This is a genomic window from Hymenobacter jejuensis (assembly GCF_006337165.1).
GTDB lineage: Bacteria > Bacteroidota > Bacteroidia > Cytophagales > Hymenobacteraceae > Hymenobacter > Hymenobacter jejuensis.
This window is the reverse complement of the sequence record NZ_CP040896.1, coordinates 3,415,918-3,442,341: the sequence shown is the minus strand read 5'-3', so window position 1 is coordinate 3,442,341 and position 26,424 is coordinate 3,415,918. Positions and strand designations below refer to the sequence as shown.

General features: G+C 58.0%; 21 protein-coding genes. 14 read left to right on the top strand and 7 right to left on the bottom strand.

Annotated elements, in window-relative coordinates; all coding sequences use genetic code 11:
- From FHG12_RS14305 to FHG12_RS14295, 3 genes are all read left to right on the top strand, one after another.
- Positions 1–861, top strand: coding sequence for a rhomboid family intramembrane serine protease (locus FHG12_RS14305; RefSeq protein ID WP_139516374.1), 861 nt, complete (start codon positions 1–3; stop codon positions 859–861).
- A 114-nt stretch (positions 862–975) separates the two neighbouring features.
- A complete protein-coding gene (locus FHG12_RS14300; protein WP_139516373.1) occupies positions 976–1,950 on the top strand; it encodes a T9SS type A sorting domain-containing protein in 975 nt (324 codons plus the stop codon).
- Positions 1,947–3,041 carry an esterase/lipase family protein gene (locus FHG12_RS14295; RefSeq protein ID WP_139516372.1) on the top strand — a complete coding sequence of 365 codons (1,095 nt, stop codon included), beginning with the start codon at positions 1,947–1,949 and terminating at the stop codon, positions 3,039–3,041. The genes FHG12_RS14300 and FHG12_RS14295 overlap by 4 nt, the downstream gene beginning before the upstream one ends.
- Positions 3,042–3,137: 96 nt before the next feature.
- On the opposite strand, the gene FHG12_RS14290 is transcribed toward FHG12_RS14295, so the two are convergent.
- Entirely contained in the window at positions 3,138–5,567 is a 2,430-nt protein-coding gene (locus FHG12_RS14290) for a glycoside hydrolase family 31 protein (protein WP_230471132.1), read from the bottom strand.
- 203 nt (positions 5,568–5,770) lie between these two features.
- Here FHG12_RS14290 and FHG12_RS14285 point away from each other — a divergent pair, with 203 nt between their 5' ends.
- Together FHG12_RS14285 and FHG12_RS14280 are read left to right on the top strand one after the other, a co-directional pair.
- Positions 5,771–6,742: a glycosyltransferase gene (locus FHG12_RS14285; RefSeq protein ID WP_230471131.1), complete on the top strand. Its 972-nt coding sequence runs from the start codon at positions 5,771–5,773 to the stop codon at positions 6,740–6,742.
- 134 nt (positions 6,743–6,876) lie between these two features.
- A complete protein-coding gene (locus FHG12_RS14280; RefSeq protein WP_139516370.1) occupies positions 6,877–7,350 on the top strand; it encodes a YdeI/OmpD-associated family protein in 474 nt (157 codons plus the stop codon).
- 101 nt (positions 7,351–7,451) lie between these two features.
- Here FHG12_RS14280 and FHG12_RS14275 read toward each other — a convergent pair whose 3' ends face one another.
- A complete protein-coding gene (locus FHG12_RS14275) occupies positions 7,452–9,488 on the bottom strand; it encodes an alpha amylase C-terminal domain-containing protein (protein WP_139516369.1) in 2,037 nt (678 codons plus the stop codon).
- 130 nt (positions 9,489–9,618) lie between these two features.
- Here FHG12_RS14275 and ggt point away from each other — a divergent pair, with 130 nt between their 5' ends.
- Both ggt and FHG12_RS14265 read left to right on the top strand, forming a co-directional pair.
- The gene (ggt, locus tag FHG12_RS14270; RefSeq protein ID WP_139516368.1) at positions 9,619–11,370 is read left to right on the top strand and encodes a gamma-glutamyltransferase; all 1,752 of its coding nucleotides are present in this window, start codon (positions 9,619–9,621) and stop codon (positions 11,368–11,370) included.
- A 199-nt stretch (positions 11,371–11,569) separates the two neighbouring features.
- Entirely contained in the window at positions 11,570–11,869 is a 300-nt protein-coding gene (locus FHG12_RS14265) for a putative quinol monooxygenase (protein WP_139516367.1), read from the top strand.
- Between the two features lie 129 nt (positions 11,870–11,998).
- On the opposite strand, the gene FHG12_RS14260 is transcribed toward FHG12_RS14265, so the two are convergent.
- Together FHG12_RS14260 and FHG12_RS14255 are read right to left on the bottom strand one after the other, a co-directional pair.
- Positions 11,999–12,340 (bottom strand): hypothetical protein, encoded by a 342-nt coding sequence (locus tag FHG12_RS14260; protein WP_139516366.1) that lies wholly within the window; start codon positions 12,338–12,340, stop codon positions 11,999–12,001.
- 221 nt (positions 12,341–12,561) lie between these two features.
- Positions 12,562–12,945 carry a hypothetical protein gene (locus FHG12_RS14255; RefSeq protein ID WP_139516365.1) on the bottom strand — a complete coding sequence of 128 codons (384 nt, stop codon included), beginning with the start codon at positions 12,943–12,945 and terminating at the stop codon, positions 12,562–12,564.
- A gap of 147 nt (positions 12,946–13,092) precedes the next feature.
- Here FHG12_RS14255 and FHG12_RS14250 point away from each other — a divergent pair, with 147 nt between their 5' ends.
- Positions 13,093–13,548: a hypothetical protein gene (locus FHG12_RS14250; RefSeq protein ID WP_139516364.1), complete on the top strand. Its 456-nt coding sequence runs from the start codon at positions 13,093–13,095 to the stop codon at positions 13,546–13,548.
- An 86-nt stretch (positions 13,549–13,634) separates the two neighbouring features.
- Here the strand turns inward: FHG12_RS14250 and FHG12_RS14245 are convergent, their stop codons facing one another.
- Complete coding sequence (locus FHG12_RS14245) at positions 13,635–15,647, bottom strand: M1 family metallopeptidase (RefSeq protein WP_139516363.1); 2,013 nt, start codon at positions 15,645–15,647, stop codon at positions 13,635–13,637.
- 156 nt (positions 15,648–15,803) lie between these two features.
- Here FHG12_RS14245 and FHG12_RS14240 point away from each other — a divergent pair, with 156 nt between their 5' ends.
- The 4 genes from FHG12_RS14240 to FHG12_RS14225 all read left to right on the top strand — a co-directional run bounded on the left by FHG12_RS14240 (position 15,804) and on the right by FHG12_RS14225 (position 20,363).
- Positions 15,804–17,249 carry an alpha-amylase family glycosyl hydrolase gene (locus tag FHG12_RS14240; protein ID WP_139516362.1) on the top strand — a complete coding sequence of 482 codons (1,446 nt, stop codon included), beginning with the start codon at positions 15,804–15,806 and terminating at the stop codon, positions 17,247–17,249.
- Between the two features lie 247 nt (positions 17,250–17,496).
- Entirely contained in the window at positions 17,497–18,852 is a 1,356-nt protein-coding gene (locus FHG12_RS14235; protein WP_139516361.1) for an alpha-amylase family glycosyl hydrolase, read from the top strand.
- 50 nt (positions 18,853–18,902) lie between these two features.
- Positions 18,903–19,766 (top strand): helix-turn-helix transcriptional regulator, encoded by an 864-nt coding sequence (locus FHG12_RS14230; RefSeq protein ID WP_139516360.1) that lies wholly within the window; start codon positions 18,903–18,905, stop codon positions 19,764–19,766.
- 186 nt (positions 19,767–19,952) lie between these two features.
- A complete protein-coding gene (locus FHG12_RS14225) occupies positions 19,953–20,363 on the top strand; it encodes a DUF983 domain-containing protein (protein WP_230471130.1) in 411 nt (136 codons plus the stop codon).
- A gap of 143 nt (positions 20,364–20,506) precedes the next feature.
- On the opposite strand, the gene FHG12_RS14220 is transcribed toward FHG12_RS14225, so the two are convergent.
- Positions 20,507–23,524: a TonB-dependent receptor domain-containing protein gene (locus FHG12_RS14220; protein ID WP_230471129.1), complete on the bottom strand. Its 3,018-nt coding sequence runs from the start codon at positions 23,522–23,524 to the stop codon at positions 20,507–20,509.
- 402 nt (positions 23,525–23,926) lie between these two features.
- Between FHG12_RS14220 and FHG12_RS14215 the strand changes: the two genes are divergently transcribed.
- Both FHG12_RS14215 and FHG12_RS14210 read left to right on the top strand, forming a co-directional pair.
- Complete coding sequence (locus FHG12_RS14215; RefSeq protein WP_139516359.1) at positions 23,927–25,003, top strand: sensor histidine kinase; 1,077 nt, start codon at positions 23,927–23,929, stop codon at positions 25,001–25,003.
- A complete protein-coding gene (locus tag FHG12_RS14210; RefSeq protein ID WP_139516358.1) occupies positions 25,000–25,758 on the top strand; it encodes a LytR/AlgR family response regulator transcription factor in 759 nt (252 codons plus the stop codon). The genes FHG12_RS14215 and FHG12_RS14210 overlap by 4 nt, the downstream gene beginning before the upstream one ends.
- A 97-nt stretch (positions 25,759–25,855) precedes the next feature.
- On the opposite strand, the gene FHG12_RS21350 is transcribed toward FHG12_RS14210, so the two are convergent.
- Positions 25,856–26,203, bottom strand: a complete 348-nt coding sequence (locus tag FHG12_RS21350; protein WP_139516357.1) for a Sec-independent protein translocase subunit TatA/TatB — start codon at positions 26,201–26,203, stop codon at positions 25,856–25,858.
- Positions 26,204–26,424 lie beyond the last annotated feature (221 nt).

Genomic DNA, 26,424 nt, shown 5'->3' with positions numbered 1-26,424 from the left:
ATGGCTGAACCGGCGGCTCCCAACGAGCATTTTGCGCAAAAATCGGATGCAGAACTCCTGTATTTGGTGCAGAACCCCCAGCGGTATCCGCAAGGGCTGGTGCAGGCCGCCGTGCAGGAGCTCCAGCGCCGCGAGCTGATTCCGCGGGAGCTTCCGGACGCAGAAAAGCCAGCGTCGGCCCCCGTTGCCCCACCCGATGAGAGCACCGGTCAGCTTGCGCGCAAGTTGCTGCAAACCGTGTTTTGGCCCACCAAAACATATTTCGTCACGCCGCTGCTGATCGACGCTAACCTGCTGGTTTTCGCCCTGATGGCCTTGAGCGGTGTAAACGTCTTTACCCCTGCTGGCGTGGATTTGGTGGCTTGGGGCTCCAATTTTTCTCCGCTCACGCTGCCTGGGCAGCCCTGGCGGCTGCTTACCAGCTGCTTTCTGCACGGCGGACCCGCGCATTTGCTGTTGAACCTGAGCGCGTTACTGTTTCTGGGGCTGCTCAGCGAACCCTTGGTTGGACGCGGGCGCCTATTGCTGGTGTATGTGTGTAGCGGCGTGGGCGGCAGCTTATTCAGCTTGGCGTGGCATACGCAGGGCGTCAATTCGGTTGGAGCCTCGGGCGCCATTTTTGGGCTATACGGCCTGCTGCTGGCGCTGGCGGCCCTACGCGCAGTGCCCATGAGCCGCGCGGAGCGGCTGAGCTTGCTGTGGTTTATGCTGTATATGGTGCTCAACAGCCTGGTTGCGGGCCTCGAAGCCAACACAGACAACGCCGCGCACGTAGGGGGACTGATAACAGGATTATTCGCAGGCGCCTTGTTGAGTCTATTGGGCCTCCCCAAACCCCCTAAGCAGGGCATTTCTGCGTAGCAGAAGGGCTCAACGATTTCTTTTTGCCTGAAGAATGCTATTTATCATGTGATAAGGTACATTTGGTAACCTGCCTTATTTAGCCGTCGGTTCTCTGTCATTATTTCACGTTCGATGATGAAAGCATTTCTACACGTTTGTATTTCTCTGACTACCATATTATTAGCGGCTGCACCTAGCGCCCAGGCGCAGCAGGCCGTACCCAACGGCACCATGGAAACCTGGCAAACGCGCAACGGCGGCGACGTCCCGCAGAGCTGGCTTACGACCGACGACGTGCTTGCCGCCGCAGGAATTCCGTCGCTGCTAAATACCGGTACCGTTTCTAAATCAACGGATCATCAGGGTGGCAGCTTTGCGGCTAAGCTGGAAACCAAAACCACCATCCTAAGTGCGTTGCTGGGGCCGGTGCCGGGTATTTTGCTGTTGGGCTCCAAGCTTAAGCCTGTCACGTTCACCGACCTTGCCAGCGCCGCCGCCAGCATCAACGGTTTTGGGGGCTTGCCTTACACCTCTCGCCCGACTCGGCTTCAATTTTCGTACAAGCTGACCGGTACCACGGCCGCCACCGATTCGGCATTTGTGCTCATCGTACTTACCCGCACCGTAAACCGCGTGCCGCTGATCGTGGGCGACACTATTTTATTGCTCAAACCCACAGCTACGTATTCCCTGACCGATCTACCCATTCGCTATCGCCGTACCGATACCCCTGATACCCTGCGCATTGCGTTTGCGTCGGGTGTTGCAGTCAAACGCACTGCCGGTACCGCTCTTTTCGTAGACGACATCACGCTGACGGGCACCGTTACGGCCGCAAAAAACTCGCAACTGGAAGCCGCCCTGAGTGTGTACCCCAATCCCAGCGCCGCCGGTGAGTTTCGGCTGACCTCTCCCACGGCTTTGGGCGTAGCGACTGCGCCTTTTACCGTTACGGATCCCATGGGACGCGTGGTGCGGCAAGAAGAGCGCGCACTTAACACCTCCGGTGGCCGCACCATCGATTTGCGGGGCCAGCCAGCCGGTCTGTACCTGCTGCACCTTAGCACACCCGCTGGTCCGCTGACGCGCAAACTCCTGATTCAGTGACCGAAGAAGATTCCGCCGCCGATTCTGCTCCCGATTCAGAAGGAGCCGGAAAACCTTCCCGGTGGCGCCGCGCTACGGCTGCCGCCCGGCGCGCCGTGAGCTTGCCATTCAACGGGCTCGATTATTTGTACCGCACCGGGCAAACTTACCAGCACTTCACCCTCCCTATCCTCAATGGTGCCATCGGCGACCAGTTGGCGGCGCGCCACGATCGGCGCGCCATCCAGATGAGCTTCCGCCAGCACAACGCCGATGTGCCGGTGGCCCGGTTGCAGTTGGGCCGTGAACGGCAAAAAACGGTGGTGTTTCTGCACGGCCTAATGGGCGATGAACAGATCTGGCAAGCAGGAGCCCCCAACGCGCCCCGCTACGGCCCTTTGCTACAACGCGAAGCTGGAGTTCGGTGTCTGTATGTGCGCTATAACAGCGGCTTACACATATCGCATAACGGCCAGTTATTCAATGAGTTGCTGACCGATTTAGTTACCACTTATCCCGAACTGATTAGCGAGCTAGTGCTGATCGGGCACTCAATGGGAGGCTTGGTAATTCGCAGCGCGGGTTACTACGGCACCCGCGAGCCAAAACAACCCGCGCCCTGGATAGCACGGCTGCGGTCGGTATTTTTGCTGGGCGTGCCCAACGAAGGCTCTTTCCTGGAGCAAAACAGCCACCTGACTTCCGTAGTGCTGCGCAAAATCGACATTGCGCCCACGCGCCTGCTAAGCAAAGCCATGGACCAGCGCAGCAGCGGCATCAAGGACTTGCGCCACGCTTTTCTGGTGGACGAAGACTGGCAAAATCCGCATGCCGACGACTTGTTTCCGCCGCGCACAACGGTACCACCGCTGCCCGGCGTGCATTACCACGTATTGGTGGGCTCGCTGCTCAAAACGGCCAGCTCGGCACTCGATCACTACTTCGGCGACGGCCTTGTGGGCGGTGGCAGCGCCATTGGTCGCATCTTCGGAAACCCAGCTTTACCCGCTGATAACCAAGTAGCTACCAAGGTTTTCCCCAAGCTCAATCACGGCACGCTGCTCTCGAACCCCGAGGTATATCAGTATTTGCAGGAACACATAAAGCAATAACGCCGCCCCCTTATTGCTTACTGCTGCTAGCAGCAAAACAAAAGCCCCGATTCCAATGGAATCGGGGCTTTTGTTAATACACTGATTATCAAAATATTAGTTTAGGATAACTTCTTTAAAATCCACTGTCAGTACGGCCTGAGGTAGCGTAAAGCCACTTTCCGAAGCAAACTCAGTGATTTCCACTTCCGTTCCGTCCGCTGTGATGGTGGCCGGCGCGAAAGGCAGTCCGTGCACAATCAGCTTGTAGGTTTTGTATGTGGGCTGATATCCACCCTCTGATATTTGATTGACAGTCAATTGATTATCATTACCCGTTACGGTGAAGCGCCGGGTGGTACTGTTGCCCTCCTGGTAGCCGTAACCTTCGCCGCCGTCGTCGTAGAGGACGCTGCTTTCCGCGCCGTTTTTGTAGTAGACGTGCAGAGTCACTTCTTCCACTACTTTTTCGCCCACAAATTGCATCACCGGATAAAACGGAATCACGGCTCCAGCCTTGATAAACAGCGGAATACGATCTACGGGCGCGCTGGCCCACACTTCGGCGCCGCCCGATTTGGGCTCGTCGGTCCAGTAGTAGTACCAGTCGCCGCGGGGCAGGTACATCCAGCGGCCGTCGGCGCCGGCTTGCGTGATGGGGCACACCAACAGATGATCGCCAAGGGAGAATTCAGCCATGCGCAGGTACGTTTCGGTATCGGCCTGGTCGATGAACGTGAGCGGGCGCAGCATGGGCGTGCCTTCCTGCACGTACTGCCAAAAAGCCGTGTAGATGTAGGGCAGCAGCTGGTAGCGCAGCTCAATGAAGCGCTTCGCTAGCTCAGTGGCCTGCTCGCCAAACGACCAAGGTTCTTGGTCGCCGTGGTCGCCGGAGCTGTGCGTGCGGAAGAACGGATGAAACGCCGCCAGCGCTATCCAGCGAACGTACAGTTCCGCGTCGGGCGTGTCGATAAAGCCGCCCACGTCGGAACCCACAAACGAGAACCCGCTGATACTCAAGCGCTGACACTGAATGTTGGCCAGCCACAAATGCTCCCAAGAAGCCAGGTTGTCGCCAGTCCAGGCCGACGAATACCGCTGCCCGCCAGAATAGGTACTGCGCGTGATGGTAAACGGCCGGTTAGGATAGCTAAACCGCTTGACGCCATCGGCCGTGGCGCGGGCCATCTGCATGCCGTAGATGTTGTGCGCTTTGGCGTGCGAGCTGGGGTGGCCGTCGTAGTCGAAACGCACGTCGTCGGGGAAGGTGCCGCGCTCGAACACCGCCGGCTCATTCATGTCATTCCACACGCCTTTCACGCCGTCTTCGGCAATCAGGCCTTTGAACAGGCCAGCCCACCATTCGCGTACATCGGGGCGGGTGAAATCGGGGAAGTTGCACAAGCCGGGCCACACCGAACCTTTCATCAGCGGTCCGTCGGCGCGGCGGCAGAAATAATCTTTCTCCAAGCCCTCGGTGTACACCGAATAGTTCGGGTCGATTTTGATGCCCGGATCGATGATGACGATGGTTTTGAAGCCATCCTTCGCCAGCTCCTGCACCATGCGCTTCGGCTCCGGAAAATGTGCCGGCGACCACGTAAAGCAGCGGTAGCCGTCCATGTAGTCGATGTCGAGGTAGATGGCGTCGCAGGGGATACTGCGTTCCCGAAACCCATTCGCAATCTGCTTGACCGTGCTTTCCGGGAAGTAACTCCATTTGCACTGGTGGTAGCCCAGCGCCCACAGCGGGGGCAGCTCGGGTGGGCACGTCAGGCGCGTATATTCCTGGGTGACTTCGGTGAGTGCAGGGCCGTAGATGAAGTAGTAGTTCATCTCGCCGCCCTGAGCCCAGAAGCTGGTCACATCGGCGCGCTCGGCGGCAAAGTCGAAGAACGACTTGAACGTATTATCGAAGAAGATGCCGTGCGCAATCTTCTGATGCAGAACCAGATAGAACGGAATGTTCTTGTACAGCGGGTCGGAGCCTTTGACGTAGCCGTAAGTATCGGAGCCCCAGTTGGTGAAGCGCTTGCCGCGCAGGTTCATGTTGTCGGGCTTGTCGCCGAGGCCGTAGTAATGCACACCGCTTTGTACCTGCTTGCTCATCTTCACGATGTCATTGCCGGTGTCGTCGTTGTGCTCCCAGTGAAAGCCTTTTTCGTCTTCGCACAGCACATTACCCGAGCGGTCGAGCACGCGGGTGTGCGTATCCTGCTTGGCAATGGTGCAGATGAGGCGGTCGGTGGTAATGCGGTAGTGATCAGGCTTTTCGCGAAACTCCAGAAATTCTACTTTGGGCCGCGGCAGGTCGGCGGGCACCGCGTAGCTAAAGTCGGGAGCAAAACGGCCGTCGGTAGCGTAGCGAAACCGCAGAATTTTGTCCGTCACGACGGATAAGCTCAGCTTTACCCCGTTATTGCATATGAAAATGAACGTGTTGCCATCCTGCTGACAAGTTAAAACCTGACCGGGGAAGTGCTCCTGCTTCCCCCGGGTGGCCAGGTCGTTGATCATGTAATTGTGTTCCTGGACTGTATCCGCCATGGGTATGCTATCGAGAAGGGTGGGCTAAAAGGGTGTAAATCGGTTCGTACTGCCCAGTTAAGACCGCAAGGTAAAAACGATTGGGACGAAAATATTTATCCTGCTGCTGAGCTTGATATAAAAGACCTTGTGGCGTCATTGCAACACATTTTTTTATCTACCTTGTCCCTATCCCCCTATCTCTGTTTCGCCTGCTCATGGAAATGCCAAGTCTGAAGGTGCTGTTGTTGGGCTGGGATGATACGCCGAAGACCCAAGATCGGTCCCATCTGGCTACTCTCCCCCTGGCGCAAGCCCTGGCCGCCCAAACCGATCTGTCGCTCGTATTACCTCACCTGCCTGCGTCGGGTTACTCGCTGCCGAATGGCCGCGTCATTGGCCTCGGCGACTTGTCGATGGCAGAACTGGAAGCCTTGCAGCTTTTTCCCGTTCGCGATACGGCAGGCGCCTGGCAAAGTCCCTCGGCCCCTTATGTGGGCAGCAGTGCTTCAGGCTCCGAAGACCTTGCTCAAGCCAGCGAAGCTAGCTCCGTCGCCCTGCTCGATCTTCAAAACAGCGATGAATTTGCTCAGCCAGCCGAGCCCGACGCGGGCGAAGCCAACGACTTATCGCAACCGGAGGACAACATCACCCCGGATGTTATTCCGAACGAAACCGACATACCGCCGGCTACCGACACCGTAGCATCGCCGCTAACGTCTATTCTGACGGTGGCTGAGCATGCGTCGGCAGAAGAAGCCGTGGCCATTCTGCGCTCCGACCTCTCGGAGGGAGACGGGCTCAATTTCAAAGTCATTCAGTACGCCCGGTTTGCTACGCGCTTGGCTACCAACCAGAGCTTCGGCGTGATTTACGCGGCAGACTGGCAGTCGTGGCTGGCGGCGCTGGAAATCCGTCAGCTGACGGGGCGGCCGCTGGTGCTGCACGTGCAATCGCTGGCCCTCGACCGCGACTCGCACGACGACCGCGGCTGGGTGCTGGCTCTCGAGCGCCTTGCGTTGCGCCGTGCCGACGTCGTGCTGGCGGCTACCGAGGAGATCTCGCAGCGCCTCCAAAACAGCTACGCAGTGCCGGCACAGCGCATCAGCGTGCAACCCGCCAATATTTCGGCTGAAAACCTGGGCGGCGTAGTGCAGGGCATCTTGCAAAGAGCATCAGCGCATAACGGTATCTAATTATAGATCAAGCACTTACCCCCTAGATCGGCTTTTAGGCGCACCCCACGGCGCAGCGAACGCCGCGGAAAGGCGTTACCTTCGGCGCTCAAGTGCCTTATTGCCTTGCCAGCTGATTTCTGCTTTTCGCTTTTATGTCTGATTCCCAAGAACAAGCGTTTGACGCGCCCCTCGAACTGCACAACGCGGATGGAGGTGTGTTTTTAACGGTGCCGTTTAGCGTGCCTGACGTGTATGGACAGCGCGGCTTGCTGCACGTACGCGGCACCATCGATGGCTTTCCTTTTCGTTTGCCCCTCACTCCTGCCGCCGACGGCGAGCACATCCTGACCATCCGCAAGCAAATCCGCAACACGATTGGCAAAACCTGGGGTGAAACGGTGCACGTCGTGCTGGCTCCCGACACCGAGGAAAGCGCCATCGAAGTGCCCGAAGATCTGGCCCGCGCCCTCGACAAAGCCGGTCTGCGCACCAAGTTTGACCAATTGGCCTACAACCAGCGGCAGAAATTCGCCCTCTGGATTAGCCGCGCCAAAAAGCCAGAAGCCCGTTTCAAACGCATCCAAGAGGCGATCAACCTCGTTGCTGAAGGACGCAAACTGAGCTAAGTTCTGGTTTACAAATAGTTTACAAAACAAAGGTGGGCGGCTTCCCTAGAATCAAGGGAAGCCGCCCACCTTTGTTTTGTAAGTACTTTATTAACAATTAGTTATCCCAAGGAGAGCACCAATGCCGTACGGCTGGTAATGTAGAGGCTCAGCTTGTTGACTTCGTCTTCGACGAAGGTATCGTAGGTCAGGGTGGAGTCGACGCGGTTGAAGCCATCGAAGGCCGAGTCGTCGGAGTTGAGGATGATGCGGTAGCGGCCGGGGTGGGGCACAAAGAAGCGGTAGTCCGGAATGCTCCGATCGACATGGAAGTTGAAGATGAAAATCAGGCCAGCGCGCTCGAAAATGAGCACTTGGTTGTTGGTGTCCATGTTCAACTGGTGCGCATGAGGGGCCGCGAGCAGGCGCCGCTGCCGCGCCATCAGCACCATGGCTTTGTCGAAGGCGAGCAAGCATTGGTATTTCAAGTCGGGGTTGTCGGCCAATGACCACTGCCTCCGGGCATAGTGGTGGCTCCAGTTGTTGCCCTCCCGCGGGAAATCGACCCATTCGGGGTGGCCAAACTCGTTGCCGATAAAGTTCAGGTATGCCTCGCCGCCCAGGGCCAGCGTCACCAACCGAATCATTTTGTGCAGCGCAATGCCCCGCGCCACCACCGGGCTGGGGTCGTTGCGCTGCATGTGGGTGTAGATGTCGGCATCTATCAACCAGTGCGACAAGGTTTTATCACCGACCAACGCCTGGTCGTGCGATTCGGCGTAGGCGACGGTTTTTTCACCGGTTCGGCGGTTGGTGAGCGTGTACCAGAGTTCGCCCAAGTTCCAGTTTTCGTCGCGGGTGTGCTTGAGCAGCTTGATCCAGAAATCCGGAATGCCCATGCCCAATCGGTAGTCAAACCCGACGCCGCCTTCGGCCACCGGGCGGCACAAGCCGGGCATACCGCTCATGTCTTCGGCGATGAGCAACGCCCCGCGGCGCAGCTCGTGCACCAGCGTAGTAGCCAGTTGCAGATACAGAATGGCATCGTCATCTACCTCAGGGCCAAAGTATTGGTCGTAATTTGAGAAAGCAGTGCCCTCGCCGTGGTGGTGGTACAGCATCGACGTGACACCGTCGAAGCGGAAGCCGTCGAAGTGAAACTCTTCGAGCCAGTAGCGCAGGTTGGACAGCAAAAACTGCTGCACCTCGGGCTTGCCGTAGTCAAATAGCTTGGAATCCCAGCCAGGATGATTGCCCCGCCCGCCTTCGTGAAAATACTGCCCGCCCGAGCCATCGAAGTCGGCTAAGCCTTCGGCTTCGTTCTTAACGGCGTGAGAATGAACTACATCCAGAAGCACCGCAATGCCGCGGCTGTGTGCCTCATTTACCAGATGCTTGAGCTCTTCGGGTGTACCGAATCGCGACGACACCCCAAAAAAGTTGGCTACGTGGTACCCAAACGACCCGTAATACGGATGCTCCATCACGGCCATCAGCTGGATGCAGTTGTAGCCCAGCGCCTGCACCCGCGGGAGCACGTTTTCGGCGAATTCTACGTACGTGCCGATCCGCGCTTCTTCGGTAGCCATGCCGACGTGGCATTCGTAGATGAAGGGTTCCCGCACGTAGTTCTGCACCCGAAACTTCTGATCCGTCCATATGAACGGCGTTTCGGGGCGCCAGACCTGGCCCGAAAAATCTTTGGTTTGGTCGTTTTGCACGGCGCGGCGCAACGTGGCCGGCAAGCGGTCTTTGGCTCCTTTCGCCGTCACGACGTGTACTTTGTAGTGGCTGCCGTGGGTGAGCACGTCGCGGTACTGTTTGTCGGGCAAAAACACCTCCCACACGCCATCAGCGCCTTTTTGGAGCGGCGTCGCTTGGCGGTCCCAGCCGTTGAAGTCCCCGACCAGCGACAGGGCCTGCGCGGCCGGTGCCCACTCGCGGTACCAATACCCTTTGCGGCGCGAATCGTAGTTCAGGCCTAGGCGTTGGTGGGCGGTGGCAAATTTGGCCAGTGAACCATGTTCCTGAGCAATGGCTTCGAGGCGCTGCTTGAGGCGCTGTTGCCGGGCCAGCAGCACCGGTTCGTAAGGCGCCAGCCACGGGTCTTGTTCGACGAGGGGCAGCGCCGGCGTGAAAGGAGATACAGTAGGTTCCATTGCGTTGAAGGTTGAAGCGAAGGTAAAGCTACGTAGTTAGCGAAATTGCACGAACCAAATCAAAAGTATAACCGAAATCAGTAAGACCTCTTCCAACGCAATTGCCGCTTTGTCGGCTATCTTCACCCCTATGAAGGTTCGTTTTTACCCCGTAGCGCTCGCTGCGCTGCTCTCTTGTACTACGGCTACGCGTACGGCTGTGCCCGAGGCCGCGGCCGTTCTGGCGGCTACGCCACCCACTGCGGCGGCTCCTGTTACGGCCACCAAGGCCATGGTCATCTCGGCACATCCCGAGGCTTCGCGAATTGGGCTGGAAATTTTGCAGAAAGGCGGCAACGCCTACGACGCGGCCGTGGCCGTGCAGTTTGCGCTGGCCGTGTGCTTCCCCGTGGCCGGCAACATCGGCGGCGGCGGTTTCTTGCTCTACCGCGGCGCCGACGGCACCGAGGGCGCGCTTGATTTCCGCGAAACAGCGCCCGCCGCAGCTACTCGCGACATGTATCTCGATGCGCAGGGTAATGTGATTGCAGGACGGAGCACCGCCGGTCATTTGGCGGTGGGCATCCCCGGCACTGTGGCGGGCATGGAAGTCGTGCATAAAAAACTGGGCAAACTCCCCTGGGCCGACCTCGTGCAGCCCGCCCTCGACCTGGCCGCTCGGGGCGTGCGCCTCACCGCCAAAGAAGCCGCCGGCTTCAACCGCGTTCGTCCCGAGTTCGTCAAGTACAATGCCAGCGTAGCCCCGGCTTACGTGCGGGCCGATGGCGAAACCCGGCCGTGGCAGGAAGGTGATGTGGTACAATACCCCGACCTCGCCCGCACCTTGCAGCGCATCCGCGACAAAGGCCGGGCGGGCTTTTACGAAGGCGAAACCGCTACGCTGATCGTGGCCGAGATGAAGCGCGGCAACGGGTTGATTACCAAGCAGGATCTCCAGGGTTATCAGGCCAAATGGCGCACGCCGCTGCACGGCCAGTACCGTGGCTACGACGTGCTCACGTTTCCGCCGCCCAGCAGTGGCGGCGTGGCCCTGCTGCAAATGCTGCAAATGCTGGAGCCTTACGATTTGGGCAAAGCAGGCTGGCATTCGCCGCAGGCGGTGCATTGGCTGACCGAGGCCGAACGCCGCGTGTACGCCGACCGCGCCACCTACCTCGGCGATCCCGACTTTGGCCGGGTGCCGGTAGCCCAACTCCTCAACCCGAAATACAACCGCCAGAGGATGAGCACTATACATGCCAATGGCCGTGCCACGCCCAGCAAAGAGGTAACGGCCGGCAGCGGCCTTCCGGGCTACGAGAGCGACCAGACTACCCACTACAACGTGGTGGATGCCCAGGGTAATGCCGTGTCGTGCACGACTACGCTCAACGGCGCATACGGCAGCAAAGTAGTGGTAGCCGGCGCAGGCTTTTTGCTTAACAATGAGATGGATGACTTTTCTTCCAAGCCCGGCACCCCTAACTCCTACGGCTTGGTAGGTGGGGTTGCCAACGCCATTACGCCGGGCAAGCGCATGCTGTCTTCGATGACGCCCGCGCTCCTGACCAAAAACGGCAAGCTTCAGATGGCCATTGGCACGCCGGGCGGTAGTACCATCATTACCAGCGTGTTGCAAGGCATCATCAATACCCTGGACTACGGCATGAACGCCCAACAGGCCGTGGCCGCGCCGCGCTTGCACCATCAGTGGCTCCCCGATCAGATTGACGCGGAGGAAAAGGCGCTGCTCCCCGCCGCCGCCGATACGCTTCGCCGTCGCGGCTATACCATCAATCCGGGCGGTAAGTGGGGACGCATGGAAGAAATCCGAGTGCTGCCCGACGGCCGCTTGGAAGGCGGTGCCGATCCACGCGGCGACGACACCACAAGAGGTTATTAATCGGGTAATCGAGCACTTGCAAAGCAAAAACGGCACTCCTCAGCAGGAGTGCCGTTTTTGCTTGAATGGGTGCATCGGGTTGGGTAGTACTAGCCGACAAGCGGCTTATCGTAGCCTGCTGCTGGAGCCTAGCTCTGCACAAACAATTCAGTAGCTGCCGGGCTTACTTGTTACACCATTTACCCTCAACCCCACCATCATGGTCAAAGTAGGATTGCTAGTACGGCTGGAAGCCAAGCCCGGAAAAGAACAAGCCGTTGCCGAGTTTCTGCGCGGCGGCTTGCCGTTGGTAGAAGATGAGCCCGCTACGCTTACGTGGTACGGCATCCAGCTCGGACCCAGCACTTTCGGCATCTTCGATACCTTTCCCGATGAAGCAGGCCGTAAAGCCCACCTCGGAGGCAAAGTCGCGGCAGCGCTCATGGCCAGCGCCGACGACTTATTTTCGTCTCCGCCGACCATTGAAATGGTAGATATTCTGGCGTCTAAAGGTGCTTAAGACCACCTGAAAACGTGTCAGCGCTTACAAGACGCTTGGAAAAGTGAATGCAGTTCTCCTACATAAGCACTTTGTAATGAGCCTTCTAACGACAAAGGGCCGATGCTTTGCAGCACCGGCCCTTTGTCGTTAGAAGCGCAGTTGATTAGCCGCTGAGGTAAGGGCTTGCCCTAGCTGGTGGAGCTTCTCTACGGTATCACCCTCGGCAGCACTGGCGGCGTTGGCCGTGTGCTGACCTAAGGTGTGGAGGGAGCTGCTGATCTGGGCGCGATCGCCGCCGCGGAGGTAGCCTTGCAGGTTTTCCAGCTCGTGGGCGATATCGGTAAGCGCAACGTTATCAGAGTCTTGCAGAATCTGGATCCAGCCGTCGAGGTTGCTGCCTGCCACGGCAGCGGCGCCGTCGAGGCCGCCACTGAGCGCACTTAGGGTAGCCTTGAGCTGGTCGCTGCCGGTGGGAGTTGAAGAATTCATGAGAGCAAGGGGCTTGGGTGGAAAGCAAGTACTTCCTTCTATACCCCCTACCCGCTTATTTGTTGATGCGAAACGACATTATCCCCAGCAAAAAAACTTCGGGCATAGCCACCGCGCAGCCAGACGTATGCTGACAAGCGTGAAAGTCGTCCGTTACAGGTTAGAATGGCTCGGCCCGAAAGGCCAAAATCTTATCGGCGCTCGGTGGTGATAAGCTCGCCCTACGAAACCTTCAGATTACCGGAAGCCATGATCAGGATCTGGCCCAAGTGGCGCAGCTGGTCGCCGATGCCGTTGTGCAGATGATCGCCGGCCCACGTATGAATGTGGCTTGCCTCGCGCGAAGCCTGTTCGCCCAGGCGCTGAAGCATTTCACCCGTCTGGGTTTTGTCGCCGTTGCGCATGTACTCTTTAAGCTGCTGTAAATCAGCAGCGGCGGCCTTCAACTTAGCATTGTCGGCGTTCTGAAGCATGGGCAGCCAGCCGTCGATGGTAGCAATAAACGTAGTTGGATCGTGGGCGAAGGTATCGTTGCTGAGAATGCTGCCCAAGCCTAAGTTGGTTGCGTACAGGTGGTCGTTGAGATTCTCGGAGTGGTCGGCCATGGAGGTAGGAAGTTTGGTTGAGGTTCTCTGTACGCCGTAAAAAAGCTCTGCGTTGTTGAGGGAACAGCGCACAAAAATCTATTTTATATAAATAGCTTATTATCAAATACTTACATATAACAACCACTTGCTACTCCCCCGATTTAGATGAAGCCCAAAATCAAGGAATGGCTCAAACGCTATCTGCCGGCCGAAGCGCTCTCGCTGCTAGCGACGCTGGTGGCCGCGTGGCTGGCGTGGCACGGCACCGGCAGCCGCGTAACGGCGGCGCTGGCGGGCACCTGGAGCGGCAACGTGGCGTACTTCGGCTACATTTTGGCAAGTGACGTGTATCGTACTCACCAACAAGGATTTGCCTTGGGCAAGCCGTACACTACAAACACGCTGTTGAAGAACGTACGCGCGCTGGCCGTCGAGTTTGGCGTGGCCGAGCTGGCCGACAGTTTCATCATTCGCCCGGCCCTGATGTATTACTTACCGCTTTGGCTCGGCAGTTTTTCGGGGGGCATTCTGCTGGCGAAAGCGCTGGCGGACGTAACGTTCTATGTGCCCGCCATTATCAGCTACGAATTGAGCAAAAATCGACTGCGGAAATTTCACTAAATCACCCGCCTAAACACGAAACAGCCCCGACGCTTATGGCGCCGAGGCTGTTTTGCAAATAATTGATTATAAGCTACTTGCAAAAGCTATTTACCATCGGGCAGTTGGAGCGGACGCCAGATGTTATTGTAGAGGTTGACGTCGGGCATGGCGTTGTCGGGATTGAGGATGACGAAAGCCAGCGGCGAGGTGGAATTGTAGCGGAACGTCCAGGTGTCGCCGCGCTGCCATATTTCCACGGGCAGGGTCGTGCGGCTGGTTTTGCCGTTGGTTTCGCGCACTTCCACAATCACGGGCATGGCGGCTTTCTCGCGGTTTTCGATGGTAATGAGGGCGCCTTTCGTGGGGTCCTGGTTCACGTATTCCACGGTCTGGACGGCTTGGTCGAGCTTCCAGTTTTCGTAGAACCACTCGCGCCAAAACCACGTCAGGTCTTCGCCCAAGGCCTCGTTCATCGTCCGGAAAAAGTCGTGCGGCTGCGGGTGCTTAAACGCCCAGCGCTTGATGTAGGTGCGGAACGCGTAGTCGAAGCGGTCGGGTCCCAGGATGGTTTCGCGCAGCAGATACAGGCCAAAACCCGTCTTGGAATACGCCGCAAACCCCAGGTTGCGCGCCTGCGTCACGTCGGGCACGGTGAAGGGCACGTCGGTGGTCGGGCTCAGGATGCTGCCGAGCACGTAGGCCGGCTTGTCATCGGTAGGCTTGTACTCGCCCTGGTGGAAGTTCTTGGTAGACAGAATGTTAATAAAGGTATTGAAGCCTTCATCCATCCACGGGTACTTGCGCTCGTTGGAGCCCACAATCATCGGAAACCAGTTGTGCCCAAACTCGTGGTCGGTTACGCTCCACAACGAGCCTTTCGAGGCGTCCTGCCCGCAAAACACGATGCCCGGATACTCCATGCCGCCCACGATGCCGGCAATGTTGGTGGCCACCGGGTAGGTGTATTCGTACCACTGGCGCGAGTTGTATTCGATGCTGTTCTTGACGTATTCCGTCGAGCGATTCCAGGCCGTATCGCGGGCTACTTCCGTGGGGTACATCGACATGGCCAACGCCTTACGGCCGCTGGGCAGATTCATTTTGGCCGCGTCCCACACAAAAGCTGCCGATGCGCCCCAGGCCACGTCGCGGGCCTGTTTGCAGCGAAAATGCCAAGTCAGGCGCCCGTTTTTGCCCGTCGGCCGCGACCCGCGCTGCGTTACTTCGGCGGGCGTGCGAATGAGCACAGTCTGGTTGCTGGTGGCGGCTTTGGCCAGGCGGCGCTGCTGCTCGCTGGTGAGCACTTCAGCCGGGTTTACTAATTCGCCGGAGCCGCCCACCAAGAAGTTGGCGGGCACGTTGAGGGTGTAATCGAAGTTGCCGTACTCGAGGTAAAACTCGCCGGCACCGAGGTAAGGCAGTGTATTCCAGCCTTCTATGTCGTCGTAGACGGCCATACGCGGATACCACTGCGCCACTTCGAAGATCTCGCCGTTCTGGGTCATTTTGCGGCCCAGGCGGTCGGAGCCGTACTCCGGAATGTTGAAGGAATACGCGATGCGAATGTGCAGCTGATCGCCGTTGGGCTTCAGGGCTTCGGGCAACCGAATCTGCATGCGCGTGTCGGTGATGCGGTAATCGGCCTTCGTCTTTTTGCCGTGCAGTTCAATATTCACCGTCCGAATGCTGTCGCCGCCCTGAAAACCGGCCGCCGAGCTGCCAAAGCGCGAGCCGTTGCGAGCGCCTTGCACGGGCGTTGCGGCGGAGCCCCGGGAGTTGGCTTTAAACAGATTCTGATCGAGTTGGAGCCACACAAACGGCAGCCGATCAGGGCTGCGGTTGGTGTAGGTAATGTCCACGTCGGCGCGCACGGACTTCTGCTTTTCATCCAGCGTCGCGTTGATTTTGTAATCGGCCGAGTTTTGCCAGTACGCCGCGCCCGGTTGGCCCCCGGCAGTGCGGGTGGCTGTGCCGGGCTCGTTCAGAAACAGTGGCGAAAACAACGTGTGCGCGTCGTAATTGGAGGCGGCAGCTGGGGTGATTTGGGCCGTTGCCAGATTAGGCAACAACGGCGCCGCGGCACTCAGGAAGAGGCCGAGCAAAGAGGCTTTGTTCATGCAGACAGAAGACGAGGAGGGCAAAGAAACAGATAGACGAAAAGCGCCCACAAAAAGACGCGTTCCGACGTAAGTATTTGATGAACACCCGAAGCTTTCTTATGGCGCACAGCGCTCCGGTTGGGTGCCTGCTACCAGAAACCTGTATTTTTCCGCATGCTTCACCGCCTTGCTTCTGCCCTACTCTTCGCGTCGCTGATTGTGCTTGGGGCCTGCCAGCTCACTACCCAGCATTGCGCCGACATTCCGCCGCAGTTCCAGGTCAAGCACCCGAGCTGGGCGCAAAACGCCAGCATTTACGAGGTAAACGTGCGCCAATACACGCCCGAAGGCACGTTCCGGGCCTTTGAAGCCCACTTGCCGCGTTTGCAAAAGATGGGGGTGGGCATTTTGTGGCTGATGCCCGTTAACCCCGTGGGCCAGGAAAAACGCAAAGGCACGCTCGGCAGCCAGTATTCGGTGCAGGACTACCGGGCAGTGAACCCGGAGTTGGGTACGCTCGACGATCTGCGGCATTTGGTGCAGGAAGCCCACCGGCGCGGCATGCACGTGATTCTGGACTGGGTGGCCAATCACACCAGTTGGGACAGCAAGCTTTCGCGCGAGCACCCCGAGTGGTTTACCAAAGACAAAGCAGGCCGTTTTCGCCCGCCGGTGGCTGATTGGCAGGATGTTATCGACCTCGACTACAGCAAGCCGGAGTTGCAGCAGTACATGATTGGGTCGCTGCAATACTGGGTGCGCGAGGCCGACGTCGATGGCTTCCGGTGCGACGTGGCGGGCCTTGTGCCCACGGCGTTCTGGAACAAAGCCCGCCAGGAACTGGAGAAAACCAAGCCGGTGTTTATGCTGGCCGAATGGGACGAGCTGTACCCGCCTACTTTCCTCAAACGCAGCGAGTTCGACGCCAACACGCGCCTGCTGGAGCGGGCCTTCGACATGACATACGCCCTGCGCCTGCACGGCTTGCTCGACAGCGTAGCCCAAGGTAAGCAGCCCACCAACGCCATCGACAAATACCTCGCGGCCGAGCGCAAGCTGTATCCGCCCAGCGTGTACCTGATGACGTTCACGACCAGCCACGACATCAACAGCTGGGACGGCAGCGAATATGAACGTCTGAAAACCAACGCGTTGCCGATGGCTGTACTCACCGCCACGCTGCCGGGCATGCCAATGGTGTACAGCGGCCAAGAAGCGGCTATGAAAAAGCGGCTGCGCTTCTTCGATAAGGATACGATTGACTGGAACGGCTACCCGTTGCAGGATTTTTACACCCGGCTGCTCACGCTCAAAAAACGCAACCCCGCCCTGCTCAACGGCGATCCGTGCAGCGAATTTGTGCGCTTGCCGGCCAGTTCCAGCCCGGAAGTGTATGCCTTTGTGTGGCGCAAAGAATTGGCGGCGGTGCTGGTAGCCGTGAATCTGGGCAATCAGCCCCACGAGGTTGCGCTGCGCACGCTGGGGCCGGGCACCTACCGCGAGGTGTTCAGCGAGCAGGTAAACCGCATGGGCTCAGGCTCGAAGGTGCTGCTGCCAGCGCACGGCTATCGCGTGTACGAGCGTCTCCCGGATCCGAAGAAACAAGGGCTATTTTGGTAAATACTTGATTATCATAATATTACCTCACTGTTACCCTAATATACAGTTGTCATCCTGAGCAGAGCGAAGGACCCTATCACAGCAGAACAAGTCGTTGCTGCACGATAAGGTCCTTCGCTCTGCTCAGGATGACAACTGTTTTCAAATTACACCCGATTGAAAAAGAAGCCAGCCGGCGCACATAAGCTATCGGGCGGTTTTTCACGTATGCAGGCTTCGGTTTCCTCACTGCTCAGCCTTCCCTACCGTGCCCGATTTCATCCGTTCCGACGATTCTTTTTTTCAGGTCAAGCACCCGAGCTGGGCGCAAAACGCCAGCATTTACGAGGTAAACGTGCGCCAGTACACGCCCGAAGGCACCTTTCGGGCCTTTGAAGCCCACTTGCCCCGCCTGCAAAAGATGGGCATTACTATCGTTTGGCTGATGCCAGTTCATCCCATTGGGCAGGTGCACCGCAAGGGTACGCTGGGCAGTCAATACGCGGTGCAGGATTACTACGGCGTTAATCCGGAGTTTGGGACGCTCGACGATCTGCGGCATTTGGTGCAAACGGCGCACGCGCTGGGCCTGTATGTGCTGCTCGATTGGGTGGCCAACCACACCAGTTGGGATAACCCGCTGGCCCAAGCGCACCCCGAGTGGTACGTGCGGGACGCAACGGGCCAGTTTGTGCCGCCCGTACCGGACTGGCAGGATGTTATTGCGCTCGACTACCGCCAGCCGGCCCTGCGTCGCTACATGACCCACGCCCTGTGCTACTGGGTGCGCGAAGTGGGCATCGACGGGTATCGGTGCGACGTGGCCGGCCTGGTGCCTACAGATTTCTGGAATGCTGTGCGCCCGGAGCTGGAGCAGATTAAGCCCGTGTTTATGCTGGCCGAATGGGACGAGCTGTACCCGTCGGGCGGACTTACTTTCGAGAACTTCGACCCCAATACGCGCCTATTGGAGCAAGCCTTCGACATGACGTTTGGCCTGCGCCTGCATTACCTGCTCGATCATATCGCGGAAGGCAAACAGTCTGTTGATGAGATCGATACGTACCTGGCCGCCGAGCGCGCGGCTTACCCACCGAGCGTGTATTTGATGCACTTCACCAGCAACCACGACGTGAACAGCTGGGACGGTACCGAGTACGAGCGCCTGGGCCCGAACGTGCTGCCGATGGCTGTGCTCACGGTGCTGCTGCCGGGCATGCCGCTCGTCTACAGTGGCCAGGAAGCGGCGCTGCAAAAGCGGCTAGCCTTTTTCGACAAGGACACCATCGACTGGAAGGGCTATCCGCTGGAGGCCTTTTACACTACGCTGCTGCAAATGAAAAAGCGTCATCCGGCGCTGCTCAACGGCGATCGGGCCAGCCGGTTTCAGAGGCTTGCTACGCCATCTGATGCGGGCTTGTATGCGTTTGTGCGCGAGAAAGCAGAAGCAGCTGTGGTAACAGCCGTCAATTTGGGTGATGCTGATAATCATCTTATTATCAACGATTTACCAAGTGGTTCTTATCGCGATATTTTTACGGGTGAAGTGGTTTCACTGACTCCGGGCACGTCGGTTGAGGTGCCGGCCCACAGTTATCGCGTATTTGAGCGGCTTTTGGAGTAACCGACGAGTGGGTTTTTGGCAACTACTACCTTCGCAGCAGACTCCACCCGATGAAAGCTCCGGCCCTCCCGATTTTTGCGCTCGAATCGTTTCCGCAGCAGCCGAAGCCGCGCAAACCCTACTACATCGAACGGCTGGAAACGCACGTGGCGAAGTTTCCGGGCGTGAGCGTGCCGCATGCCCACGACTTTTACCTACTGCTGTACGTTACGGCTGGGCACGGGCAGCACACCATCGACTTGGTGCCGTACGAGCTGCGCGCGGGCAGCTTTTTCTTCATGACGCCGGGGCAGGTGCACAACTGGTCGCTGTCGGAAGCGGCACGGGGCTTTATCGTATTTTTCGACGCCGATTTTTACCTGTTCCGCTATCCGGGCAGCCGTCTGTACGAGTACCCGTTTTTCGACAATGCGCACGCGCCGGTGCTGTACCTGCCGCCCGACGAACCGGATTTTCGGCTGCTGTTCGAGCGGATGTTTGCCGAAAACGCCAGCGCCTACGACAACCAAGCAGAGGTTTTCCGTTCTTATCTGTACCTGAGTTTGGAGTTAGCGGCCCGACACTACCAAGGCCAGCCGCGCCACGCGCCCACGCACGGACAGGAGCAAATCAGGGCGTTCAGCAGCTTGCTCAACCAGCATTTTCGCACCCAGCGCACGGTAAGCGAATACGCTGATATGCTGCATATTACGGCCAACCACCTGAATGCAGTATGTCGGCGCCTGCTCAACAAAACTGCCAGTGCGCTCATTCAGGAGCGCGTGATTGTGGAGGCGCAGCGCCTGCTTCAGCACTCGTCGCAAACGGTGGCAGAGGTGGCATACGCGCTCGGGTTTGAGGATACGTCGTACTTCAGCCGCTATTTTCGGAAGCATACCGGCCTTACGCCCGAAGCTTTTCGCCTGCATCCGTGATTTGTCCTGTACAAACCCGGATGTCGTCCGTGCTGGGCAGGGAGGGCATGCGTAATTTTGTAAGGTGATCAGCGGCTTAGCACTACGGCGCCCGCTACCGCAAAAATGGGCAACGCAACACGCCCTTTTTCGGCGGGGTGCGTAGGATAGTACGTTACCGACCGCGATTTAACTCACCTGGAACTCATGGCTAGAATAGATTCTTCCACGTTGGCTTTGTTGGCGTTGCGCTGCCCGCGCTGCCACGAAGGGCCGCTGTTTTCGCGGCCGGCGTTCAGTACCGGTTTTGCCGAAATGCCCGAAGCCTGCCCCGTTTGCGGCCAGCGCTACGAGCCCGAGCCCGGCTTTTATTGGGGTGCGATGTACGTAAGCTTCGCCTTCTCGGTGGCCATCTTTGCCATCAGCGGCGTGCTGCTTTACTACCTAGCTGGCGACCCTGCCGTGTGGGTGTATGTACTAACGGTAGCAGTAGCCTCCGTCGTGACGATGCCGCTGGCATTTCGTTATTCCCGCGCCCTCATGCTGTATTGGTTCGGCGGCGTTGACTACGACCCGCACTGGAACGATCAGGTGATGCTGACGCAAACAGGAAACTAGAAAGCGCTTTCGCTTACCTCTCTCCCAATACAGGCGCTGGCACGAGCCTCCTATGTAAATATTTGATTATAAGATATTTACAAAAAAAAGGAGCCATCTCGCTATGAGATGGCTCCTTTTTGTTTTTTAGCTAATCAGCCGTTTTAGGGCTGGGGCTTCGTTGGAACTGGAGTGCTAACTGGAGCCGGTGTGGTAGCAGGTGCCGAAGTCGGTACGGGTACACCGGTTTGGGTAGGCGTTACCACTGGCTGAGCGGGCATAGCCGGCGTAGTAGTGGGCGTGGCTGTGCTATCAGTAGCAGGGGCCGCTACGGGCGCGGCAGTGCTATCAGAGGCGGGAGCTACGTTAGAAGCCGGGGCAGTACCGGAAGCGGGTACCGTACCGGAAGCCGGAGCTGCATTGGGTCGTACTCCGCTCGGAGCGCCCGTGCCCGGATAGCTACCAGTACGCTGCCCACCGGCGCCGCTCGGGGCACCGCTTGGGCGAGCGCCGCCTGCCGGAGCACCGCCGCCTTGCACACCACCACCTTGCAGACCACCGCCCGAAGCGTCGTCACCGCCTTCTTTCAGGTCGTCGTTGTTGACGGACTTCTTACGGCGCGGACGTTGATCGGCCACACTCAACTTACCAATGCGGTAGTTGATGTTGATTTTGAAGTTCATGCGGTTCAGCACATTGGTGCTGTTTTGCGACACCAACGCCGAGTTTACCTCGTTGCGAATGCGGGTATTGGGCGTAAAGAAGTTCTCAGCCCCAAAACCGATGCTGCCTTTTTTCTCGGCAAAATCTTTCTTCAGGCTCAGGCTATAGATGCCGAATGCCCCTTGGTAGCCTTGCAGCTGCACCTGCCGACCGCGCATAAACCCGAAGGCCTGCACGCCCCAGCCCTTGCTGAAGTTGTAGTTACCAAATGCGCGGCCGCTCACGACCCAGCCCTCGTTGCGGGCGTTCAGAGTTACGTCGCTTACATTGTTGCGCAGGGTGGCGTAATACATGTCGGGGCCACCGCTGAGGGTAAATTTGTTGCCCACGTTCACGTTGGCAAACAGGCTCACACCATAGGCGTTCTCCTGGCCGATGTTCGCATAGCTCGTCAGGATAGCGTCTGGAGACAGGGAATAGGCAAGAATTTCATTGGCCGTAACGGGCCGGCGCACCGGTTGAATCGAACCCGTGGTGTTGCGCACAAATGCCGACATGTTAAGCGAAACGCTCTTCAGGAAGGTGTTGTAGCCGAGCTCGTAGTTGTTGGTGTACTCGGGGCGGAGCTGCGGCTCGCCTTTGGTAGCACTCTTTGGGTTAGAGGCCTGCAGGTTAGGATTCAGGAACTGAATGGAAGGCCGCTGAATACGCCGGTTGAACGAGGCCTTTAGCACGTTGCCGTTGGCCAGCTTGCGCGACAGGTTCAGGCTGGGTACCAGCACGCCATACGACGGAATAGAGGTCGTATCGTTGGTCCGGAAGTTCGCGTCGATCGTCGTGTATTCGTAACGAGCGCCGGCCTTCAGCGTGTAGCTCTTCAGGAAGCTAAGCGTATACGCCGCATAGGCCGCGGCCACGTTTTGGTTGTAGTTGAACTCGTTGTTCAGGTTAATCCCGCGCGTGCCGCCGGTGGCCAATGGCTCAAATTCTCCATCCAGACCCGGCGATTGCAGATAGGTGTAGGTGCTGTTCACCTTCCGCATGATGTCTTTGCCCCCAAATTCCAGCAGCTGATTGGTCCCGATAGGCGTCTGATAGTCAGCTTGCAGGGTTAGTTCCTGGTTGTAGCTATCGTTCAGGTTTCGGAGCCGATAGGGTGCCGCCAGCGTGCTGATGTTGGCGTTGCCGAACTCGCTGAGGATGTTGCTCGTGAAGTCGTTGTTGCGGTTGTTGCGGCTGTATACGCCCAGCAAGCTAAATTCCTTCTGCGGCGTTTCGGAAGTGTGCGTGTAGCCCAGGCTCAGGTCAACGTTGTTCGACTTGTCGTTGGTCCGCACATTACGATTGCTGCCACTGGCAGCCTGCGTTTCGTTTTGCAAGTACGTGTTAGACAACAGGTTATCCTGGTAGTTAACCGAGTTGCGCAGTCCGTACTGCACCGAGGCCGAAATGGAGTTGTACTTGTTGATGTCGTAGTCCCAGCCGAAGTTGTAGCGGCCAAATACCTGATTCTGACGCGTATCGGCCTCTTGCGTGGTGCGCGTTCGCAGCGTGCGCGTGCTCAGGTCGTTGTTCAGGATGCTGTAAGTGCGCTGATCGTTGGAAAAGCTGCCGGGCGTGTTGTAGCCGGCCCGGCCGAAGCCGCCCAGCGAAAAGGCCATTTTGCCCACTCGGTAGCTGCCGTTGAGGCCCAGGTTGGCACCGCGGGTACCACCGCTGACGTCTACGCCCAGGCTTTTGCCCTGTAGGTTGTCTTTCTTGGTGATGATGTTGATAATGCCGCCCGAGCCCTCTGCATCATATTTGGCTGATGGTGAAGTAATTACCTCCACTGACTTGATCTGGTCGGCCGGAATCTGCTTCAGGGCGTCGGCAATGCTGCTGGCCGCAATGGACGAAGGCTTGTTGTTGATGAGCACCCGCACGTTTTGGTTGCCGCGCAGGCTCACATTACCGTCGAGGTCGACGGAGAGCGCAGGCACGCGCTTGAGCACGTCGGTGGCGTCGCCGCCGCGGGTGGTCTGGTCGTTTTCGGCGTTGTACACCGTGCGGTCCACTTTCTCCGTGATCAGCGCGCGCTGACCTTGCACCACTACTTCTTTGAGCTGCTGGCTCGTGGAAGCCAGCTGAATGGTACCCTGCGGAAAGGCACCGCCTTTTTCGGTTACGACAATGCCTTCTTTTTCAATGGTTTTGTAGCCAATGAAACTGTACTGGAGCTTATAAGTACCGGCGGGCACCTTGGTGAGGGTAAACTTGCCGTCGTCATCAGCAGCCGTGCCGTCGATGGGTTTGCCTGTGGCCGCATTGATGAGGGCTACCGTGGCAAAAGGCACCGGCTTTTGCGTACCGGCGTCTACTACCGTGCCGGTGATGCGGCCGCTGCCCTCGGCGGCCGGCATGGCGCCGGCGGGCATCTGGGGTCGGGCTGGCCCGGCAGGACTACCGACTTGCGGCATTTGGGCAAACGCGATTTGGCTACTACCAGCCAGCGTCAAAAGGAATAAAAGCTTCTTCATGGATTTGGTATTCACGCGCCAAGGGACGGCATTGCCCGGTTCAGGTTGCGCCATCTGCATATCAACAACAGCTTGCAGCATCGGTTTTTTTACACTCCGCAGAGTAAGAGCGCTTTGCATTCGCTTCGTACTTGAGGAATACGGGATTGACACCTCAAAGCAACTGCTCGCGTTCCCAAGAATGAAGCCTAATAGACAGCAACCCCGCAAACGCCGATGGTTTGGGCGCATCAACCGATCAAATTGAATCGGTAGCGGAGCCCGGCGGCGGCAGGCCATTTGGCAGATAAAACCCGGCATTCGGTCGGCACATTCGGCCCGGCGAACGGTCAGGGAACTGCTTATCCGCAGGTTGGCGTAAGTTTAGCAACTGGTTTTGCTACGGTTCCTATATTCTCGCTAATGGCTTCTTTCTCCATCCGACGCTACATTTCCCCGCTCATTCAGGTGCTGGCGTGGGGTGTGCTCGGCCTGATGCTGCTCTTGTTTCAGCCCCTGTCGTGGCGCGTGACGCTCCCTGATCAGTTCTGGGTGAAGCAGGGCGTGCTGTTTTGCCTGTGGGTAGGGCTGTTTTATGTCAATGCGTTTGTGTGGGTGCCGCGGCTGCTGTTTCGGGGCCATACGGCATGGTTTATCGTGGCCATCAGCGTTTCGATCGTTATCGTTTTGGGCCTCAACAACCTGGTCGAGTCGTGGTTGCACCTCCCCGACCTCATGTATCGGGCTTTTCACCCCGAAGGAGGCCGGCCCCGCGGCATGCGCCGGGGCGGACCGTGGTTCGACATGGGGGCTTTGCTCATCACGCTGCTGGTGCTGGGCATCAGCACCAGCGTGACGGCGGTGCAGAAGTGGCAAAAAGACGCCCAGATTAGGCAAGACCTTGAGCAGCAAAAGGTTAGCTCCGAGCTCTCGTTTCTGAAAGCCCAGATCAATCCGCACTTCTTTTTCAATACGCTCAACAACATCTACGCCCTGACGGTGGTGAATGTGGAGCTGGCCCGGCAGGCCTTGCACACGCTCTCGCGCATGATGCGCTACGTGCTCTACGAAACCCAAACGGGCACCACGCTGCTCAGCCAGGAGCTGCTGTTTTTGCAGGACTACATCGCCCTGATGCAGTTGCGCCTGACCGACAAAGTAACCGTTTCCTTTGAGCGCCCCGAACCCATGCACGACGTGCCCATCGCGCCCATGTTGCTGCTGCCGTTCGTAGAAAATGCGTTTAAGCACGGCGTGAGCGCCACGTTGCCCAGCCGCATTTACGTGGCGGTGCGCCAATTCGGACCGACATTGGAGTTGGAAGTGCGTAATACCATATTCTCCGATAAGCGGCTGTCGCTGGACGAAAGCAATGGCATCGGGCTGACCAACACGCGCCGCCGCCTCGATTTGTTGTACTCCGGTCAGTACCAGCTCGCCGTCACCGAACAGACGCCCGAACAAGAGTATCTGGTGCATTTAACCCTGCAAACCCTATGAACAAGCTCCGTTGCATTGCCGTCGACGACGAGCCGCTGGCCCTCGGACTGGTATGTGCTTTCATCGAACAAACGCCGTTTCTGGAGCTGGTAGGCCGCTACGCCAGCGCCGTAGAAGCGCTCCGGGGTTTGCACGAGCTGGGCGCCATCGACCTGATTTTCCTGGACATCCAAATGCCCGACCTCAACGGCATCGAGCTGGCACGCGTGCTCGACCGCGGCCGGCCGGGCACGGGCCCGCGCATCATTTTCACGACGGCATTCAACCAGTTTGCTCTGGAAGGCTACCGCGTCGATGCGCTCGATTACCTCGTGAAACCCTTTAATTATGAGGAGTTTCTGCGGGCGGCCACCAAAGCCCACGCTTACGCCGGGCTGCTGCAAGTGCCTGCTGCGCCAGCGGCGGCGCTCCCCGCTCCGGCTCCGGAGCCCGAAGACGAATACCTGTTTTTAAAGGTCGAATACCAGCTGGTGCGGGTGGCTTTCAACGATATCCTGTACGTCGAAGGGCTCAAGGACTACGTGAAAGTGCATCTGCAAAGCGCCCCGAAGCCTATTCTGTCGCTTACCAGCCTCAAAGCACTGGAAGAAAAACTACCACCCCGGCGCTTCATGCGCATTCACCGCTCATTTATCGTGGCCCTCGACCAGATCCACGCCGTGACGCGCAATTCCGTGCAGATTGGCGAAGTCACAATTCCCGTCAGCGACCAGTACAAGGAAGTCTTCACGCAATTCCTCAGCCGCTGGACGTAAATCACTCAGTCGCGCCGGGCACGAGGCCGTACTACAAGCAAAAGCCCTCTGAGCATGCTCAGAGGGCTTTTAGCATTAAACTATATATGTTTGATAATCAAACTGTTGGGTTAAAATCCTTATTGTGCTCTTGTGCGGGCGAGAGCACGGGCTCAACGGTTGGCAGTTCGGTTTGGGGAGCCGTGTAGGCCGGAGCAGGCGGAGTTACCGGATAGCTCTGCGGCACCGGAGGCGCTTGGTAGTGCGTGGGTTGCGACTGGCCGGAATTTTCAATTTCGCTGCGAATTTCCTGGGTAGCATCCTTGAACTCGCGAATGCCTTTGCCCAAGCCGCGGGCGAGTTCCGGAATTTTGTTGGCGCCAAAAAACATCAGAAAAACGACCAGAATCAGGATCAGTTCGCTGCCACCGATGTCGCCGAGGAAAAGCAAAAGGGACGTGTGCATAGGAAAATGAAAATGTGGGTGAGAGAAGATGCCTGCCCGGCACGTACGCTGCGGCAGCGGTCTAATTTACTGAAAGCTAGCGCCTAGCAGATGAGGAACACGTGAACATCCGTTTTCGTGCTCTCCACGTCCAAAACAACTTGCCGGGTTGCTAGTAGTATAACCCGGATTTGGGCTGGTGGTTGCGCCACAAAGGGTACCAACCGCCTTGCGGCCCGCAA

What these genes read in the sequence shown, in the direction of transcription:
- FHG12_RS14305 (WP_139516374.1), top strand. Translation starts at nt 1, where the DNA reads ATGGCTGAACCGGCGGCTCCCAACGAGCATTTTGCGCAAAAATCGGAT.
- FHG12_RS14300 (WP_139516373.1), top strand. Translation starts at nt 976, where the DNA reads ATGATGAAAGCATTTCTACACGTTTGTATTTCTCTGACTACCATATTA.
- FHG12_RS14290 (WP_230471132.1), bottom strand. Translation starts at nt 5,567, where the DNA reads ATGGCGGATACAGTCCAGGAACACAATTACATGATCAACGACCTGGCC.
- FHG12_RS14285 (WP_230471131.1), top strand. Translation starts at nt 5,771, where the DNA reads ATGCCAAGTCTGAAGGTGCTGTTGTTGGGCTGGGATGATACGCCGAAG.
- FHG12_RS14280 (WP_139516370.1), top strand. Translation starts at nt 6,877, where the DNA reads ATGTCTGATTCCCAAGAACAAGCGTTTGACGCGCCCCTCGAACTGCAC.
- FHG12_RS14275 (WP_139516369.1), bottom strand. Translation starts at nt 9,488, where the DNA reads ATGGAACCTACTGTATCTCCTTTCACGCCGGCGCTGCCCCTCGTCGAA.
- ggt (WP_139516368.1), top strand. Translation starts at nt 9,619, where the DNA reads ATGAAGGTTCGTTTTTACCCCGTAGCGCTCGCTGCGCTGCTCTCTTGT.
- FHG12_RS14265 (WP_139516367.1), top strand. Translation starts at nt 11,570, where the DNA reads ATGGTCAAAGTAGGATTGCTAGTACGGCTGGAAGCCAAGCCCGGAAAA.
- FHG12_RS14260 (WP_139516366.1), bottom strand. Translation starts at nt 12,340, where the DNA reads ATGAATTCTTCAACTCCCACCGGCAGCGACCAGCTCAAGGCTACCCTA.
- FHG12_RS14255 (WP_139516365.1), bottom strand. Translation starts at nt 12,945, where the DNA reads ATGGCCGACCACTCCGAGAATCTCAACGACCACCTGTACGCAACCAAC.
- FHG12_RS14250 (WP_139516364.1), top strand. Translation starts at nt 13,093, where the DNA reads ATGAAGCCCAAAATCAAGGAATGGCTCAAACGCTATCTGCCGGCCGAA.
- FHG12_RS14245 (WP_139516363.1), bottom strand. Translation starts at nt 15,647, where the DNA reads ATGAACAAAGCCTCTTTGCTCGGCCTCTTCCTGAGTGCCGCGGCGCCG.
- FHG12_RS14240 (WP_139516362.1), top strand. Translation starts at nt 15,804, where the DNA reads ATGCTTCACCGCCTTGCTTCTGCCCTACTCTTCGCGTCGCTGATTGTG.
- FHG12_RS14230 (WP_139516360.1), top strand. Translation starts at nt 18,903, where the DNA reads ATGAAAGCTCCGGCCCTCCCGATTTTTGCGCTCGAATCGTTTCCGCAG.
- FHG12_RS14225 (WP_230471130.1), top strand. Translation starts at nt 19,953, where the DNA reads ATGGCTAGAATAGATTCTTCCACGTTGGCTTTGTTGGCGTTGCGCTGC.
- FHG12_RS14220 (WP_230471129.1), bottom strand. Translation starts at nt 23,524, where the DNA reads ATGAAGAAGCTTTTATTCCTTTTGACGCTGGCTGGTAGTAGCCAAATC.
- FHG12_RS14215 (WP_139516359.1), top strand. Translation starts at nt 23,927, where the DNA reads ATGGCTTCTTTCTCCATCCGACGCTACATTTCCCCGCTCATTCAGGTG.
- FHG12_RS14210 (WP_139516358.1), top strand. Translation starts at nt 25,000, where the DNA reads ATGAACAAGCTCCGTTGCATTGCCGTCGACGACGAGCCGCTGGCCCTC.
- FHG12_RS21350 (WP_139516357.1), bottom strand. Translation starts at nt 26,203, where the DNA reads ATGCACACGTCCCTTTTGCTTTTCCTCGGCGACATCGGTGGCAGCGAA.